Source organism: Planctomicrobium aquicomposti, assembly GCF_051466325.1.
Classification (GTDB): domain Bacteria; phylum Planctomycetota; class Planctomycetia; order Planctomycetales; family Planctomycetaceae; genus Planctomicrobium.
The window spans coordinates 4,119,296-4,135,934 of record NZ_CP195792.1 but is presented as its reverse complement, the minus strand read 5'-3'; the positions used below and the strand labels follow the sequence as shown (position 1 = coordinate 4,135,934).

Here is a 16,639-nt window from a genome sequence, read left to right as displayed (position 1 = left end):
TCAGCCGACCGGCCCCGTCTCCCGCAGGAGATGGTTGTTGGCCATCGTAATCCCTGAGAGCAGCGAGCCGATGATTCCCAGAAACCCCTGATCGGTGCCGCACAGGTACAGATGCCGGATCGGCGTCGAGCCGTTCAGCACTTTCACCGGAGCCCCATACACGGCTCCGTTCACATGTCCGGTAAACCTCTTGATGGTCCGGGGGGTAAAGATGTCGGTATCGATGATCTCGGACCGGAAGTCAGGCAGATGAGTCAACGCGGACTCGATCATCCGATCGGCCCAGAGCTGTTTCTCCTCATAATATTTCTCGTCGGGGAGATTCATCCAGTAATCGGGGTTGGCAAGGGCCGTGATGCGGATGAACCCCTCTTCCAGCTGCTGACCATCGGCGTACTGAAAGTTATTCGGTGAACAGATGATGCCGCTGCGCAGGTCGATCGGCTCGCGCGGCGGCTCGTAGTGAAACCGGTCCGCATTGTTGTAGAAGACGATCGTCTGATTGTGGCCGAGTTCGCGGGGTTGCTTTTTGAGTACAAAGATCGCTTCGTTGAACGAGACTGCCCCCGGCTCAACCGGGGCGGTGACCAACGGATGTCCGCAGAGCCGATAGGTCTCTGCCACACCGGCCGAAGAGAGCACGTTCTCCGCCTCGATCACCTCTCCGTTGTCGAGGACCACACCGACGGCCCGGTCGCCGTGGGTCAGAATCTCTTGCACCCCGTGACGGAGCTTCAGTTCGCCTCCCAGCGCTTTGAAGTGCCGGGTCAAGGTCTTCAGCAGTTGTCGGACACCGTCATAGGGGCGGCCCAGCCCCTGCTGAAAGATACTCTTGAACATGATCACGAACTGGTTGAAGTTCATGTCATGCGGAATCGCAGAGCCATAGAACATCAGCGGGCAGAAGAGCATGTCGATCAACACCGGATCGCTGAGCATCGACTCCAGCACGCTCCGGGCGGAAACCGGCGTCTGGTTGAGATTCAGCTCGTCAAACTCTTCCACCGTGCGGACCAGACGTCGAAAGGAATCGGCCTGATGGGGAAACTCGCGGCAGACATCGTCGAGAAATGCGGCGTAGTCGTTCGTGAAGTTGATTTGCCGTCCCGGGAAGGCGACCGACGATCCGTTCTGCGGCGAGAGGTCAAAATCGTCCCAGCGCAGACGGAGTTGCTTCAGCAGCTTGGCCAGTGGGCCGGAGCGGGTTCCCGGAGGTGCGTAATTCGTCACCGCGTGCAGCCCGACGTCGTAGTTGCGTCCTCGCAGCCGGTAGAAGGAATTCAGGCCACCAATGGTGGTATGACGTTCCAGAATGCAGACTGGCTGGTCGTAGTAGGCGAGCCGGATTCCCGCAGCCAGGCCGGACATGCCGGCACCGATGATGATGGTATGGTATTTCACGAGGAGGGGACTGCCGCAGCGCTGATGCGACAGGTCTTCAGGAGCGAGGTGCTCAAGGGAGTCTCCGCACAGCGACGTCTAGACTGGTTACGTGCTGAATCCACGACAGCTGCGTGCTGGTGGAGGTCTGTTCAGAAGATATTGAACCGCTCCGGAATCGGGAAGCGACCGGAGGAGGTCCCGTCGCTGAGACGTGGAGTCGGAGAGGGGATGGGTCACGGGCCGGGGTTCCGGCGGCCGTTGGGGACTGCGAAGCGATTTTCACCAAATTTTTCGGCAAATTTTGCCGATGAAATGTCCAGATGGTGTGCGCCCGTCGGATGGAAAGCACAAGATCTAGCGGAGCAATGGGGGGCGACCGGCAGAACTGTACGAATGGTCTGTTGATCGAACCTTTTTTCGGGGTTAAGTTCCCCGTCGCCGTCGCAATGAATGCGGCCTGTCTGAATACTGAATCTGCAAACGGGAGGGACTCAAGGATGAGCCAGCTTGCACTCTTGGCTGAAGTCGAAGTCGACGAACCACGAATTCTTTCCTTCTCACAATTCGCTGCTCCTCGTTCCCGCGACATTATTCCGTTCCACGCTGAGCGAGCCCGGATCGAACATCAGAATCGCAGCTGCGCAATCTGCAACCGGGTGACTGTTGAGCCGATTGAACTCCGCAACGGAGTGCTCGGTCGCAACGGGAAGATGATTCCCGGCACCGGGACTCTGGTCGGATTCAGCTGCAATGCCTGTGGCCACGAGTGGCCCGCCTGATCACGACTTCGCGACCTGTTCTGGTCTCGAGCGGATTGCACTTCGCCATCCCTGTCCGGCAGCCTTTCCTCTGATGGAATCCAGCTATCAGCCCGGTGGGGGGCGAGTCGATCTCCCCGGAAGGTTCCCACGCCCGTTCCCGTCACCTTGCGGAACGGGTTTTTTAATGCGCAGCGGGGGCCCGGGGTGAGGTCTCCCTCAGGACCTCCGGGCGCTCAGGCATCCTGCTCGGGGAGAGAGGGCAGCTCGGCCTGGGGAGCGGCAGCCCGCCGGGTGCAGACATGAATCTCCATGTTGGAGATCTCCAGCGTCCAGTCAATTCCCCATTCCTCGGGGAGATCGAATTCCGCTCGATCGGGGACCCGGAACACCAGCGTCGCATCATCGGAGGAGACATCTGCCCGTGCCAGTCTGCGGAGTGCCAGCCACAGGGGAGACCCCGTCTTGATCGACGAGACCATCTGATACGGGGGGTCGAAGAAAATCAGTCCGAACGGGGAGAACCGGTCGGCCTGTCCCCCCTTGGGACGAAATGAACAGCGGAGCACATCGGCCGGCCAGACCAGTGTGGTCTCACTGGCGTTCAGGGTCTCGACATTCTTCCGCAGCAGTTCGATGGCGACGCGATCTTTTTCGATGAAGGTGATGCACTCCGCGCCGCGGGACAGTGCTTCGAACCCCATTGTTCCGGTGCCGGAAAAGATGTCGGCAATCCGTTTCCCGACCATCCGCTTTTCGATGTTTTCAAACAGCGATTCCTTGGCCCGGTCTGTCATGGGACGGGTGACGAGCCCCGGATTGGTGAGCAGCAGTCGACGACGATATTTTCCGGCAATGATACGCATGCCGGGAGTCTATCGGCTCGGCTTCCTCTTCCGCCACAGACCCGCGACCGCTTTATTCCTTGAGTCGCATGACAATCAGGAGGGGGCGTTGGATTCGGTCGCGAGTGCGGCGTTTTCGCTGGCGACCATCTCGTAGTGACGCCGGATGATGTCTTTGGCCTCTTCCTCGACGGTCCGGAACTCCCGACGGCGTGCCGCCACGAGTGCAGCCGGTGGGGGAGGGACCTCACGGGCGGCTCCCGCCGGTTTTCCGACTCCGGAATCTCCCGTCGAACGGGAGCCGGAGAGGACAGCCGTGTCCGAGGTCGGATTGGCGGGGAGTTCATCCGTCAGCCAGCTGGCAATGGCGTCATCGGAAAGCGGTTCGGTGACTGCTGCTTTGCCGAGTACGTTGACATCGGTGCGCGGGGTTTTGGGCTCGCTGCGTTCCCCCAGCAGGGTGAAGGTGAGGGGGCCGACCGTGAGTTGCCCTCCGGGGAGGAGCAGTGTTTCGCGACGCAAGGGGCGTCCATCGATGAAGGTGCCGTTGCGGCTTTCGAGATCGCGGACGAGTACGGCATTGGTGCGCGGAAGAAGCACGCAATGTTCCCGGCTGACTTCGGAAGAGGCGATCCGGATTCGGGCTTCTTCGCCACGACCGATGATCATTTCCGGGTCAGTCAGTTTCACTCGCCGGCCTTTGAATTTGCCGGAAGTGATTTCGAGAATCAGGGGAGCTGTCATCTCGGCCCTCAATTTCCATCTGAGGTTCCTGTGGGGGCGTGACACTTTCCGGGGCGTCCCGGTCAGAGGTCGATGTCGAATCAGTCGTGTGCAGGAACCACTACGTTTTTCCCACAGCGGGGGCAGTTCAGGGTTCGCCCGCGATGTGAGGCTTTGGCCTTGAGATGCTTGCCGCATCCCACGCAATGAAACCGGACTTTGTCCCCGGCGGCGGATTCGTCGCCGAGATGTTTTCGTGCCCAGACGTTTTCCGCGACGGCACGAATCTGGTCGAGCAGTTCGTCCGGGTCATAGGGCTTTGTCATGTAGGCGTCCGCCCCGACCCGGCGGGCCAGTGAGCGAGCGTCGTCCATGTCGATGACGGTCAGCATCAGGACTGGAACGCCGTCGTTCTCGCGCTTCATGCGTTCGCAGACTTCGAATCCGGAAACGTCATTCGGCAGAATGGCTTCGAGAATGACAAAGTCGGGCTGGTGCATGGAAAACGCGGCGCGGGCCTGCCCCGCATCGCGTGCGATTTCAACGTCAAACCGGTGCTGTTGCAGATAACTGCGAAGAAAATCGGCTTCCTCCCGGCTGCTTTCGACAACCAGGATCCGATTGATGATCACGTCGACGGAGGTCAATCTGCCACTCATGAGAGGTCCCGTTCACGAGTCTTGAAACACCTGCTCGTCGAAAAGGAATCGGGCAAATCTCAAAAAGATGGTACCCGCAGCCCTGCTGCCTCGGCAACCAGAAATCGGTCGCCGCTGAGACGATTACGCAGTTTGGGGCGTGTCGTTTTGCACTACTTGGGAGGGAGATTGGTCGCCGGGGTCGCGGCAGGAGCGATGCGATAGCTCTTGAGTTCCAGAGTCGTTTTCTTGTCCCCCGCTGACACGATCTGCCGGACCTTTCCGATTCCCGGGACAAAATAGTAGGTGAAGTTCAATGGTTGTCCCTGCACCTGAAAGTCGCTTCCGCGGCTGCAGATGGCGACCTGTTCGCTGCCGCTGGGGGTCTGGACGGTTTCCCGTTCAATCGTGAACCGGCCGCTGATCGGCTCTTCCTTGAGTGTGGACTTCACTTCCCAGGTCTCCCCGAGTTGGGGAGGGAGTTTCAGAAAGCAGAGGGGTGGAACGACCGCGTCTCCCATGATCGCCGTGCGGTAGACCCCATCCTTTCGGACAACAATGTGTTCGGAGGCGATCAGCTTGCCGTTCATGCGAACTTCAATCCGGGCACACCATTCCCCGTTGATCTCATCAAAGCCCCCGACTTTTTCGATCAGCTCGACTTCGCCCGCCTGATAGGTCCATTCCGAGCCCAATGTGAGGGGGTAGAGCGGACGCTGTGGAACCGTCTTCTGGGTTTGTGCGGCGAGCGGTGCCACCAGAAGCAGAAAGCAGCCGGCATTCACAGCGAGAGAGATGGCAGTGCGCATGGGAGTTTCCCGAGGGGATGGCGATCGCGGGGACCATATCCGAGAGCCGAAATCCCCCACAAGAGGCATTTTCTGCCGGTGCGTGCTTCCTGATACCAAGACATTCAATCACGAGTCGTGGAAAGCTGCCGGTTCTGCGGGATTTTCTGATTTTGCTGAAGCGACTGGAAGTACGTGCCGATAACCAGATAGCAGCGAAAACAGTGTCCGTTGCCGGGGCGATGTCTCCGGTGGCGGAAAACAGACCCGTCTTGTGCATCGCCTGACTTCAGCCCACGAGCATTGACATGAACGTCAAATTAATCCGCAAAACCCCGCTCGCCCTGCTGGCCGGAGGTTTCTTGGCGATGGCCGGGATGACCGGGTGTCAGACCCAGATGGCCGGAATGACCTTGCCGTCCGGATATTACCTGCGGGACGATGTGCAGTTCTTCCCGGCGGGACCAGAATTCCTGTTGCCGAATACCCAACGGGCTCTGGACGACTATCGGGCGGCTCAGGAAGCGGAAGCGGCCGACTACGCAGGTGTGCCGTAAGCCCTTGCGTTCGCGCCTGTACTGACAGTATTGATCGTGAAATCCCGCTCCAGGCAGCGGGATTTTTCGTTTTCACGTTCCGGGGTCAGTCGGCTTCCCGATTCGCAGGGGCGTCCCCCGCGAAAGCCCCTGCGTCAGGGGGTGGGCCATTGGCTGAACCAGGGTGTGTAATAGGCCCAGGGCAGACTCCAGAGTTCCCCCTTCGAGATCGGATAGGGCTGCGTCAGCGGCGGGACGGGATTCGTAATCCGATGCGGCTCATCGGTCCGGTTGATCACGGTCGGTCGGAGTTGTCCGAACAGGATTTCCATCGTGGCATCGTGGCGATAGCTCGGGTTGGCGAGGTATTCCAGCCGCCGATACGGAATCGAGCGATAGATGCTTTCGTACGACCGGGGGGCTGCGGCCGCTGGCTGGTTCGGCTGAATCACGACCGTCCAGTTGGCGAATTCCACTGCCTGCGGAGGGGAGATCACCGGAATTGGGAGCACCTGAGATTGAGGTGCTGCGGCTGGTAACGTTCCGGCATCCGGGGCAGGGGGGATCAGCGATGCGGTCTGGCTATCGGCGGCAGAAACGCTTTGCATCGAGAAGAAAAGACTGGACAGAACCGCGCCGAAAATCAGCGTGAACCTGTCTGAATTCAATCGGTCGCCAGCGATCATGCGGCCTCTCCTGCTTCCATCCCGTGCAAAATTCACAGATTTCTCGATTCTCGCACGCTAAGCGGCGGTTGGTACCGTTGTCAAATTGAGATCTGCTGATGTAACAAAGGGGAGGAGGCTCGTCTGCGAAACTCGGTCGTTTTGAAGACGTTGAGTCCGGGGGCAGCGGTGTCTGCAGGGCAGATCGGGGTGGCTCGGAGGGGACGCAGGGGCGGATCCCAATCTGGAAGAGGACAGAATCGCTCTTGGTCTCCTTCCGGGGTTGGGGTACGATTCGGCCCCTTCCTCGTTCCCTCCCCGATTGCCGCTCGTCTCCCCTCCCGTTACTGGTCAATCCGTCCGATTGAACATGTTATTCCCCACTTCTCAATCTGCTCGAATCTGGTATCGCAAATCGGCGTTCCCGCTGCTGTGCGTGGGCCTGTCGGCACTTGTCGGATCGTTGACCGGTTGCGGAACGACAAGACAGAACACCGCGACAGAGCAATTGCTCTCATCTGACGCCGTGGACGCCGCCGTCGCGAAGATCGATTTCACGCCGATGCGAGGGCAATTGGTCTACTTCGACACGAAGTACATGCAGGGGTACAAGGGGACGGGGTTCGTCACTCCCGACTACGTCATCAGCTCGTTGCGTCAGCAGATGCTGGGGGCCGGGGTGCTGCTGCAGGAGAAGGCCGACATGGCGGACTATATCCTTGAGGGGCGGGTCGGGACGCTGGGCTCCGACAACCATGATGTCGTGGTGGGGATTCCCGCTTCCTCGCTGAGTGCTGCGGCTGCGGCAGCGTCTGCGGTCTCTGGGACCCCCGCCATTCAGGGGATGCCGGAGTTGGCACTCTCCCGGCGAAACGACCAAACGGCGGCAGCCAAGATTGGCGTCTTTGCGTACGAGCGGGTGTCCCGCGAGCCGGTCTGGCAGTCGGGAATCTCGGTTGCCCGGTCGACAGCGAAAGATCTCTGGGTGCTGGGGATCGGTCCCATCCAGCGGGGGACGATCTACGCGGGTCAAACCCGTTTCGCGGGGGAAGCTCTGAATGCTCAGGCGAAGCTGGAAAAACGTGAAGGGATCAATGGCACGATTGCATCGTACCGGCGGGAGGCGATCTTTCGGCAGCCCGGTGTGCTGATGCCTCGGCAGCAAGTGGCTGAGGAGAAGGGAGAAGGGAATTCTGAGCGGGCGGGGCATGCCGGCATTCAGCAGACCTCGGGTGAAGCCGACAGTCCTGGAGGTGATGAGTGGACCAAAGACTGAGCTGAGGAGATGTCGTCGCAGTGCGTGGGATGTCTCGCGACAGAGGATTGTCGCCCGGTGTGAACTTTTGAGGCTGTACGTTCTTGCTGCAGAATTGCGAGCGAAGAGAATGGAACTCCTGAAAATGAGGGCTGCAACGGAATCGATTCGGTCAGCTCAAATGAAAAAGCGTATTGACTTTATTGCATGGAATCGCCGATAGTAGAGTTCAGTCACGATTGACACCAATGAATCGTGAGCTAACATTCCTGAAGACATTGCTTCAGTGACGACCATTGCTTCAGGTTTCACGAAAAACAGCGTTTTGGCAAAGCGACGTTTGGAAACCGAAGCGTCTTTCACATGGCGAAAGGTTCTGGGTTCACAGCTGGTTAACCAGCGAGTAACTTTTTGACTTCGCCTTCAAGGTGCGCTGGTCTCAATCGCGGATAGGCTCCCAGGTCGGGAGTTTCATGCAGGAGGCTGGTAATCCGGTTGAATGGCTGTCGCCAAAAGCGTCCCTGTGGTGAGAGATTTCCTGCGGTGAGTGTTTTCCTGTGTTGACGGTCCTGGGGGCCGTGGTTGCAGGAGGGATGAGCTGCGGGGGTTTTTCAAAGGTCACCCTCGGTGAGGATGGCCCGGGCCAACCTTCTTTGATGAGTTGGCGCTCCGGGTTTCGATGCAAATCACGCGTTGCCAGGCATTTCCGTAGCCGACGATTGCGCCGGTGCTGGAAGTGTCCACCGGTTTCGGTCGACACGACCGCTGGTGGTTCCCGCTGTGGAATCTGAGTGACGCAGAACGAATGAACCAGGATCGCGTTCATTTCAGTCCGAAACTGACGCGATTCTGATGATGCAGTGTTTGCTTTGCGAACCTGTCGATGTTCCTGCAACTTCGTCCGTTCGCAATCAACTGGTTGACGTTCGGTCACCCTGAGGGTGAGCGAGCCCGCTGTTGGATGAATTTTTCTCGACCGCTGGATCTTGACTCGGTTGTGAATGCAATTCTCCAGCAGGGACAGGGAGAGCACGCGGGGCCATTTGAATGGTCCCGGAATGTTGTGAACTGGTTTTCGGTGCCCGCTGCGTCCGGCAGCGTGCGCGAGAAGAAGAGTCGCAGCACTCGAGCGGCGTGACGCGTCGTGTTCTCCAACACTATTTACGGGCTGTTGCGGCTGACTTGGGTCCGCCTTTTGCAGCAATAAATCGCGACAGGAGCTCACACCGAATTCTCTCGTGTTATTTGGTGCCTCTGCCGAGCCCGTAATCCGTAGGACCGGATCTTTCTTAACCCTCTGTTTCAGTAATCAGGTTTCTGTATGGCTCCGAAAGGCTCTTCTTCTTCATCGAGCGCGCGCCGTCCCTCGACCCGCAAGCCTCGCAAGAAAGAAACACTCCCGGCCGAAGTAGATCAATCCATCCCGGCAACGGAAGCTGCTGCCGACGACCTCGACTTCGGTGCGGGTATCGTGGAAGAAGAAACTGCCAGCCCTCCTCCTCCGGCACGGGAACGCCCCGCACGGACGAGCCGCGCTCGCAGTGAACGGGCTCCCCGCGCTGAACGTGCACCGGCGCCGGAAGTCGAAGTCGAAAAGTTCGTCGAGCCGCCCGTCGCTCAGGAACGGGTGATCGATATCGACGAAGTTGATTTCGATGACGATTTCGATGATGCCGAAGGGGCGTCCAGTTCTGCAGGGAGTGATGATCGCTCCTCAGAAGGACAGGGTGACTCGGCTGATGGTCCCTCCGAAGGGGGCGAACAGCGTCCACGTCGTCGTCGTCGCCGTCGCGGCCGTCGGAACGAAGGTGGAAATCCGCAGGGGGGACAGGGCGAGTTCCAGAACTCCCGCAACCAGAATCAGCAGGGCTACGGACAGCATCGCAATCAGGGAAACAATCAGGGACGTCGTCGCGAACAGCCGCAGCAGGGGAACCGCCGCGGAGGACACGGCAACGCCCAGGGGCAGAACTCCGGCAATAACCGGGGCCGGCGGATGTCCAAGTTCGAACAAAATGCCGCTCCGGCTGCTCCTGTGGCCACCAGCGGCCACATCGAAGGGGTGCTGGAACTGCATCCCAAGGGATACGGCTTCCTGCGGTCGGCTGATAACGATTACGGCGCTCGCGAAACGGACGCCTTCGTCTCCAGTTCCTTTGTCGAAAAGCATCAGCTCCGCGAAGGGATCAAAATTCGGGGCGAGATCGGTCCCGGGACCCGTGGACAGGGCCCGCGGCTGCTCACCATCGACTCGATCGATGGAGGAAGCGTCGAAGATTACGAAAAGCTGAAGCACTTCGACACGCTGACTGCCATCAATCCGTTCGAGCAGATCAAGCTCGAAACCGGACCGCGCCCGATCACGATGCGGGTCATGGACCTGCTGACGCCGATCGGCAAGGGACAGCGGGCGCTCATCGTCGCTCCTCCCCGGACCGGGAAGACGATGCTGCTTCAGGATATCGCCAATTCCGTCAGTGAAAATCATCCGGAAATCCATCTGATCGTGCTGCTGATCGATGAACGTCCGGAAGAAGTGACGGAGATGCGCCGCACGATCAAAGGCGAAGTGATCGCTTCGTCCATGGACCTCGATGTGGAGAGCCACGTCCGGATCAGTCAGCTGATCTTCGAACGGGGTAAGCGGCTCGCCGAGTCCGGAAAAGACTGTTTCATCCTGATGGACAGCATCACCCGGACTGCCCGGGCCTTCAACAAGTGGGTCCGTGGCGGCCGGGATTCCAAGATCCAGACCGGCGGTCTGGATGTGCGGGCGATGGATATTCCCCGCAAGATGTTCGGAACGGCCCGTCGTTTCGATGAGGGTGGCTCGTTGACGGTCTGTGCCACCGCACTGATCGATACCGGCAGCCGCATGGACGATGCGATCTTCCAGGAGTTCAAGGGGACCGGCAATATGGAACTGGTGCTCAGCCGCGATCTGGCTGATCGCCGCATCTGGCCGGCACTCGACATCAGCCGGTCCGGAACCCGCCGTGAAGAGAAGATTCTCGACCCGGAAATTCTGGACGGCATCATTATGTTGCGTCGCAGCCTGGTCTCGATGAATCCGACCGAGGCGATGGACCAGCTGGTCCGGACACTCGGCAAGTTCGACACCAATCGCGAGTTTCTGCAGAAGATCCGCGCAGTGCTGTAAGCCTTCAGCCGCTCTTGCGGACTGATCACAATTTGAACAACGTCCCGGACATCCTGTGTCCGGGACGTTTTTATTTATCCTGTGATGTGCTTGATCTGTGCAGCGGGGAACTTGCCGAACCGCAACAGCAGGCAGACTGCTCTGGGTCATTGATCCAGAGTTCTTGAGAGCATATTCGCCTTTGATGTACCCCTTCTCGCCACGCGCAAATAAACATTTCATCACACGAAACGCTTGCTGCGCGGGCATAGGAGAGAGCAACCTGCTCCAGGCGGACTCAGGGAACACCTGAGGACCGGTAGGATGACGACATGATTGGACATCTGCTTCGACCGGAACTGGAAGAATTGATCGCGGAGCGCCGCTGGGACGTGTTGCGGGCCACACTCTCGCAGTTTCACCCCTCGGATATCGCTGAGATCCTGACCGAGTGTCCTGTCGCGGATGATGCGCCGATCTTTCGCATTCTCCCTCGGGAACTGGCCGGACTGGTGTTCGCCTACCTGCCTCAATCCCGGCAGGAGGAACTGATCCGCTCCGTCTCCAGCGATCAGATGCGGGGGGTACTCAATGCGATGTCTCCCGACGACCAGACGCGACTCCTGGAAGAGTTGCCGCCGCAGATGACCCGCCGGCTGCTGGAGACATTGTCGCCGGAGGAACTGCAGGCAGCGCGTGAGTTGTTGGGCTATCCCCCCGAAAGCGCGGGGCGCTACATGACGCCGCAGTATGTCGCGGTGCGCGCCGACATGACCGCCGGGCAGGCGCTGGAAGAGATTCGTCGCAACGGCCGGGGCAAGGAAACCATCCACGTGCTGTACGTGCTCGATGAGGATGGAAAGTTCGTCAAGGATATCCGGCTGGGAGCTCTGGTTCTGGCTGACCCCGAGACCCGACTGCATGAGATTGCCGGGCTGGGGACCGTGCCGCTGCAGGCGGTGACCGACCGGGAAGAGGTGCTGCGGGCGTTCGAAAAGTATGACCGCGTGGCCCTGCCGGTCACGGACCCCAGCGGGCATATGCTGGGGATCATTACCATCGACGATATTCTGGACGTGGCGTCTCAGGAGGCCACGGAAGACATGCAGAAGATCGGGGGGATGGAGGCACTCGATGCGCCGTATCTCGATGTCTCGTTCCGCGAGATGGTGCAGAAGCGCGGCGGCTGGCTGTCGGTGCTGTTCGTGGGTGAAATGCTGACCGCAACTGCGATGGGGATTTTCGAACATGAAATCGCCAAGGCGGTCGTGCTGGCCTTGTTCGTTCCGTTGATCATCAGCAGCGGTGGGAACTCCGGTTCACAGGCGGCGACGCTCGTGATTCGTTCATTGGCTCTGGAAGAGCTGGAACTCTCGGACTGGCTGAAAGTGCTCTGGCGAGAACTGCGGACCAGTCTGACGCTGGGGGGCTGGTTGGGACTGCTCGGCTTCATCCGCATTGTGATGTGGCACCGGTTTGGCTGGGTCGATTATAGCGAGCACTATCTGCTCGTCGGCCTGACGGTCTGGGTCACGCTGGTCGGCGTCGTCTGCTTCGGATCGATTGTCGGCAGTATGCTCCCCTTTCTGCTGAGGCGCATAGGCTTCGACCCCGCGACGAGCTCGGCTCCGTTTGTGGCCACGCTCGTCGATGTGACCGGTCTGGTGATCTATTTCACGGTGGCACTCGTCCTTCTTAAAGGGACGTTACTGTAGCGGCTCCGGGGGAACTCGGGATCGTTTCCCGCCGCACGAACAGGTATGATCTGGCGGCTCTCCCGCTGCCGTGTGGAAGAGCAGATGACCGGAAGAGACAGGATGACTTGGCCAGCAGGGTGAGTGGATCATGAAGCGAACGGCCGGAATCGCGTGGCTGATGAGTGTCGTGCTGGGAGGAATGATGTTGATTCCTTCCCCGGCTCTTGAGGCAGGCAGCTCGAACAGCCTGATGGACCTTTCGACCGATGGAACCTTGCTCGCCTGCAGTAACCGTGACAGCGGTACGGTCACCATTGTCGATCTGCAGTCGCGAAGAAAACTGTCCGAAGTGGCCGTTGGAACACATCCGGAGGGGGTCACTTTTCTTGGTAGCAGTCACCGCCTGGCGGTCGCGGTGTACGGCGAGGATTGCATCCTCATGCTCGATGCCGATTCCGGTCAGGTGACCGGCCGAATTGAGGTGTTTGCCGAACCTTATTCCGTGGTCTCCAGTCCCGATGGGAGCACGCTGTGGGCGACACTGGAGTATCCCGGCCGGATCGTGGAGATCGATGTCGCAACCGCAAAGATCCGTCGCGAACAACAGGTCGGCGAGTTTTTACGGGGTCTGGCAATTTGCGGAGACCGGCTGCTGGTCTGTGAGTATCTGACCGGAATTGTCAAAGCGATTGATCCTCAGACATTGACGGTCACCGACAGCTGGATCGGCTCCAAAGAAGACGGCATGGCGAGGCAATTGACTGTGCATCCCCATCGTCCGAAGGCCTACCTCCCTCATCAGCGGACCCTGACGCATGTCGCTCACGGCTCCGGTTCCATTTTTCCCTACGTTTCCGTGCTCGATACCGAGGCTGGGGAAGGGAAGCGCCGCAAGCGGGTCCAGATGGATTCATTTCGGGGCGTGTATGTGGTGGCCAATCCGTGGGAGGTGGCCCTCTCACCCGATGGCAAGTCCGCCTGTGTCGCCTTCAGCGGGACGAATGACCTGTTCCTGTGTGAAGTGCTTGATGATGACTATCAGGAACTCCGCTATCTGACGACCTTCCGAACCGGAGCAAACCCGCGTGCGGTGCGGTTCAGCCCCGACGGCAAACGCCTGTTCGCCTACAATGCTCTCGATTTCACGGTGACGGAAATCGATCTCGCCACGCAGCAGAAGGTCGCCGATATTGCGGTGACGACGTGGCCCGGAAGTGCGGAAGAACTACTGGGGAAGAAACTGTTCTATACGGCGGAATCGCCGATGTCAGCGCTCCGCTGGATCAGCTGTTCCAGCTGTCACCCGGATGGTGATGCCGACGGCAGAACCTGGCAGCAACCGGAAGGTTTGCGGAATACACAGGCCCTCTTCGGCCTCAAAGAGACACATCCGATCCACTGGTCGGCCGATCGCGATGAAGTTCAGGATTTCGAACACACCATCCGCTCGGAGCTGATGCGGGGCAAAGGACTGATTCGCGGGCCGGTTGCGGATTCTCTCGGTGAGAAGAATGCCGGGAAGTCCCGTGAACTTGATGCGCTGGCGGCGTACACGAACTCTCATCCCTTTCGGCTCAGCCCACATGGGAAAGGAGGGCTGTCAGAGGCCGGAAAGCGGGGGCGGGAGATTTTCTTCTCCGAGAAAACCGGCTGTGCGACGTGCCATTCCGGAAGCTACTACACCGACCGCAAGCTGCATGATGTCGGTACCGGACAGTCCGACCCGACGGAGTTGATGGGGCCACTGTACGACACGCCGACGTTGTTCGGAATTTACCGGACCGCTCCTTACCTGCATCATGGGCAGGCCCGGACTCTGGAGGAAGTGCTCACCACCTGCAATCCCGAGGATCGGCATGGGGTCACCAGCCATCTCACCCCGGAGCAACGGGGGGACCTGGTCGAGTTCCTGATGCAACTGCCGTACGAGCTTCCCTGAGCGGGCCGTCGATCACGCCTCGGACGATTGCTTCACCCCGGATTCCGGTTGCTCCTCGGGCTGCGGGGAGTGCTCGCGTGTGAATTGCGAAACCCTGTCGAGAATCCAGTGGCGGATCTTGCCCAGCACGATCGGCCATTCCGGTTCGTTATGAGGTTCGTGAACCAGGTTCTCGAACAGGATGAATTCCGAATCGGGGGCCCGCTCGCAGAAGAGCGCCGTGGCTGCGGGAGACGTGATCGGATCCGCGGCGCCGTGCAGTCCCAAGAGTGGCAGCGGAAACTCGCCCGCATGCTCCAGGGCCCACAGACCGGCGTCATACGCGGAGCTGACCAGTCGGGTGGTCACGCGAAAGTGGACCAGCGGATCGTTTTCATAGCGGTCGATGGCTTCCGGATCGCGAGTCAGCTTGCGGGGGCGAAACCGCGCGGGAATCGCCAGCGAAGGCCACACGTTTCCCAGCCAGTGAATGACTTTGGATTTGAATGGGGTCGGCTTTTCCGTCAGCTCGAGCCACGGAGAGGAGAGGACCACACCGGCGATCTCGGCCAAGGTGTCGCGGCGACGCAGACACCAGTTGGCAACCAGATTGCCGCCGAGACTATGTCCGTACAGGATGACCGGCAGATGCGGAAACCGGGCCCGGGCTTCGGCGAGCATCAATGACAGATCGTCGAGCAACTGGTCGTAGCTCGGAGCGTGTCCGCGCGGACCTTCCGAACGGCCATGCCCTCGCAAGTCCATCCGGACTGTCGACAGACCCGCATCCTGAAAGTAGCGAATCAGATGGCCGTAGCGGCCGCTGTGTTCACCGAGTCCATGCACCAGCAGCACCAGGCCCACACTGGGAGAGACGGGATGTCGGCAACTGTAAAGTCGGGTTCCGTCCGCCGCTGTGAGGAACTCTTCTTCATCGTCGAGGGGAGTCGCGGTCTCCATGATCTCAACTTCCTTGTCCGCAGTCGGACGCGAGAACAGGCGGCTGTTGTCCGTGCCCGCGCAGCGCGATTGTCGATTGATAAACGGGACAGCTCCACGTGGTCGGGAGACGTTCAGAAATCAGATCGTCACAGTCCATCGTGAGGCAGGCTCAAAAGTAGGTGCGAGTCGTTTTTTACCACCGTTCCACCGGTCCGGAAGGAACCGGAATATGCATGTCCGGCAGAATTCCCAGACGATGTCCATCGACAGGACCGGCCCCGCGAATCTCTGCCACAGCCTGTTGCAGTTCCTCGGTCGATTGTGCCAGCTGGAATCGATGCCGCAAGCTTTTGTGAACCCGCATCGCCTTCAGGTACCAGTGGCCCATCTTGCGAAACATCGGAACCGCCCGTGCCGGACCGACCTGTTCTGTAAGGTATGCGAACTGTCGCAGCATCAACTGCAATCGGTCATCGAAGTTGCCGGTCGGTTGGGGACTGCCGGTGGTCTCCCATTCCGTCAGCTGCCGGAAGATCCACGGGTTGGCGAGGGCCCCGCGACCGATCGAAATTCCCTGACAGCCTGTTTCGCGAAACATCTGCTCGGCATCGGCGACGTTGCGAATGTCTCCGTTGCCAATGACTGGAATCCGCTCGACAGCCTCAACCACCTGTCGAATCCCATCGCGGTTCACGTTTCCACTGAACCCCTGGGCACGCGTCCGGCCGTGAATCGCGACCGCCACGATACCGACCTGTTCAAACTCGCGGGCAAAACGGGGAGCCGACAGCTGAGTCTCATCCCAGCCGAGCCGCATTTTGACAGTCACCGGCAACGTGACCGCTTCAACGACACTCTGCACGAGTGCAATCGTGGCGTCGAGCGAGCACATCATCGCCGACCCCGCACCACCCTTGGTGATCCGGTCGACAGGGCAGCCCATGTTGATGTCGATCGAGTCGACTCCGTACGCCTGGAGAAACTGGGCGGCATCCCGCATCTCGAAACGATCCGGCCCGAAAATCTGCACGGAGTAGGGGGTATCTTCAGCGCACGTCTCGATCAGCTGCATCGACTTGGGGCTGCGTTCCAGCAAACCCCGAGCGCTGACCAGATCGGTGGTGCACAGACCGACTCCCCCGATCTCGCGGCAGATCCGTCGGAACGGCAGATTCGTGAATCCCGCCAGCGGCGAAAGGAGATAGCGCGATGGCAGCGCGAGGCTGCCGAATTGCAGCGGCTGTGCGGCGGGAGCAGCGGAGGCAGAAGGTGTTTCGTGGGGAGAAGTCATACAGAAGCACGTTCGGGGCTGCAGGATTCTCCGGCGCTGATTCTGCGTGGGGGGGGGCGAA

Annotated in this window: 14 protein-coding genes; 6 read left to right on the top strand and 8 right to left on the bottom strand. The window is 59.7% G+C overall.

Annotated elements, in window-relative coordinates:
* Positions 1-1,401, bottom strand: coding sequence for a phytoene desaturase family protein (locus tag SH664x_RS16005; RefSeq protein ID WP_437202577.1), 1,401 nt, complete (start codon positions 1,399-1,401; stop codon positions 1-3).
* Between the two features lie 479 nt (positions 1,402-1,880).
* On the opposite strand from SH664x_RS16005, the gene SH664x_RS16000 reads away from it, so the two are divergent.
* A complete protein-coding gene (locus tag SH664x_RS16000; protein WP_437202576.1) occupies positions 1,881-2,162 on the top strand; it encodes a hypothetical protein in 282 nt (93 codons plus the stop codon).
* A gap of 215 nt (positions 2,163-2,377) precedes the next feature.
* Here SH664x_RS16000 and SH664x_RS15995 read toward each other — a convergent pair whose 3' ends face one another.
* The 4 genes from SH664x_RS15995 to SH664x_RS15980 all read right to left on the bottom strand — a co-directional run bounded on the left by SH664x_RS15995 (position 2,378) and on the right by SH664x_RS15980 (position 5,156).
* Positions 2,378-3,007, bottom strand: a complete 630-nt coding sequence (locus tag SH664x_RS15995; RefSeq protein ID WP_437202575.1) for an RsmD family RNA methyltransferase — start codon at positions 3,005-3,007, stop codon at positions 2,378-2,380.
* A gap of 75 nt (positions 3,008-3,082) precedes the next feature.
* The gene (locus tag SH664x_RS15990; protein WP_437202573.1) at positions 3,083-3,730 is read right to left on the bottom strand and encodes an FHA domain-containing protein; all 648 of its coding nucleotides are present in this window, start codon (positions 3,728-3,730) and stop codon (positions 3,083-3,085) included.
* An 80-nt stretch (positions 3,731-3,810) separates the two neighbouring features.
* Positions 3,811-4,368 (bottom strand): response regulator transcription factor, encoded by a 558-nt coding sequence (locus SH664x_RS15985; protein ID WP_437202571.1) that lies wholly within the window; start codon positions 4,366-4,368, stop codon positions 3,811-3,813.
* Between the two features lie 152 nt (positions 4,369-4,520).
* On the bottom strand, positions 4,521-5,156 hold the full coding sequence (locus SH664x_RS15980) for a hypothetical protein (RefSeq protein ID WP_437202569.1): 636 nt from the start codon (positions 5,154-5,156) through the stop codon (positions 4,521-4,523).
* A 287-nt stretch (positions 5,157-5,443) separates the two neighbouring features.
* Between SH664x_RS15980 and SH664x_RS15975 the strand changes: the two genes are divergently transcribed.
* Complete coding sequence (locus SH664x_RS15975) at positions 5,444-5,692, top strand: hypothetical protein (RefSeq protein ID WP_437202568.1); 249 nt, start codon at positions 5,444-5,446, stop codon at positions 5,690-5,692.
* A gap of 134 nt (positions 5,693-5,826) precedes the next feature.
* Here the strand turns inward: SH664x_RS15975 and SH664x_RS15970 are convergent, their stop codons facing one another.
* Positions 5,827-6,357, bottom strand: coding sequence for a hypothetical protein (locus tag SH664x_RS15970; protein WP_437202567.1), 531 nt, complete (start codon positions 6,355-6,357; stop codon positions 5,827-5,829).
* Positions 6,358-6,706: 349 nt separating this feature from the next.
* On the opposite strand from SH664x_RS15970, the gene SH664x_RS15965 reads away from it, so the two are divergent.
* From SH664x_RS15965 to SH664x_RS15950, 4 genes are all read left to right on the top strand, one after another.
* Positions 6,707-7,612, top strand: a complete 906-nt coding sequence (locus SH664x_RS15965; protein WP_437202565.1) for a DUF6655 family protein — start codon at positions 6,707-6,709, stop codon at positions 7,610-7,612.
* Between the two features lie 1,300 nt (positions 7,613-8,912).
* Complete coding sequence (rho, locus tag SH664x_RS15960; RefSeq protein WP_437202563.1) at positions 8,913-10,751, top strand: transcription termination factor Rho; 1,839 nt, start codon at positions 8,913-8,915, stop codon at positions 10,749-10,751.
* 311 nt (positions 10,752-11,062) lie between these two features.
* Positions 11,063-12,445, top strand: a complete 1,383-nt coding sequence (gene mgtE / locus SH664x_RS15955; RefSeq protein ID WP_437202561.1) for a magnesium transporter — start codon at positions 11,063-11,065, stop codon at positions 12,443-12,445.
* A 130-nt stretch (positions 12,446-12,575) separates the two neighbouring features.
* The gene (locus SH664x_RS15950; RefSeq protein WP_437202559.1) at positions 12,576-14,366 is read left to right on the top strand and encodes a hypothetical protein; all 1,791 of its coding nucleotides are present in this window, start codon (positions 12,576-12,578) and stop codon (positions 14,364-14,366) included.
* 12 nt (positions 14,367-14,378) lie between these two features.
* Here the strand turns inward: SH664x_RS15950 and SH664x_RS15945 are convergent, their stop codons facing one another.
* Together SH664x_RS15945 and dusB are read right to left on the bottom strand one after the other, a co-directional pair.
* Complete coding sequence (locus SH664x_RS15945) at positions 14,379-15,305, bottom strand: lysophospholipase (RefSeq protein WP_437202557.1); 927 nt, start codon at positions 15,303-15,305, stop codon at positions 14,379-14,381.
* A gap of 175 nt (positions 15,306-15,480) precedes the next feature.
* Entirely contained in the window at positions 15,481-16,578 is a 1,098-nt protein-coding gene (dusB, locus tag SH664x_RS15940) for a tRNA dihydrouridine synthase DusB (protein ID WP_437202555.1), read from the bottom strand.
* Between the last annotated feature and the right edge of the window lie 61 nt (positions 16,579-16,639).

Excerpts from the sequence above, each read along its gene's own strand:
- SH664x_RS16000 (WP_437202576.1), top strand. The coding sequence starts at position 1,881 with ATGAGCCAGCTTGCACTCTTGGCTGAAGTCGAAGTCGACGAACCACGA.
- SH664x_RS15995 (WP_437202575.1), bottom strand. The coding sequence starts at position 3,007 with ATGCGTATCATTGCCGGAAAATATCGTCGTCGACTGCTGCTCACCAAT.
- SH664x_RS15990 (WP_437202573.1), bottom strand. The coding sequence starts at position 3,730 with ATGACAGCTCCCCTGATTCTCGAAATCACTTCCGGCAAATTCAAAGGC.
- SH664x_RS15985 (WP_437202571.1), bottom strand. The coding sequence starts at position 4,368 with ATGAGTGGCAGATTGACCTCCGTCGACGTGATCATCAATCGGATCCTG.
- SH664x_RS15980 (WP_437202569.1), bottom strand. The coding sequence starts at position 5,156 with ATGCGCACTGCCATCTCTCTCGCTGTGAATGCCGGCTGCTTTCTGCTT.
- SH664x_RS15975 (WP_437202568.1), top strand. The coding sequence starts at position 5,444 with ATGAACGTCAAATTAATCCGCAAAACCCCGCTCGCCCTGCTGGCCGGA.
- SH664x_RS15970 (WP_437202567.1), bottom strand. The coding sequence starts at position 6,357 with ATGATCGCTGGCGACCGATTGAATTCAGACAGGTTCACGCTGATTTTC.
- SH664x_RS15965 (WP_437202565.1), top strand. The coding sequence starts at position 6,707 with ATGTTATTCCCCACTTCTCAATCTGCTCGAATCTGGTATCGCAAATCG.
- rho (WP_437202563.1), top strand. The coding sequence starts at position 8,913 with ATGGCTCCGAAAGGCTCTTCTTCTTCATCGAGCGCGCGCCGTCCCTCG.
- mgtE (WP_437202561.1), top strand. The coding sequence starts at position 11,063 with ATGATTGGACATCTGCTTCGACCGGAACTGGAAGAATTGATCGCGGAG.
- SH664x_RS15950 (WP_437202559.1), top strand. The coding sequence starts at position 12,576 with ATGAAGCGAACGGCCGGAATCGCGTGGCTGATGAGTGTCGTGCTGGGA.
- SH664x_RS15945 (WP_437202557.1), bottom strand. The coding sequence starts at position 15,305 with ATGGAGACCGCGACTCCCCTCGACGATGAAGAAGAGTTCCTCACAGCG.
- dusB (WP_437202555.1), bottom strand. The coding sequence starts at position 16,578 with ATGACTTCTCCCCACGAAACACCTTCTGCCTCCGCTGCTCCCGCCGCA.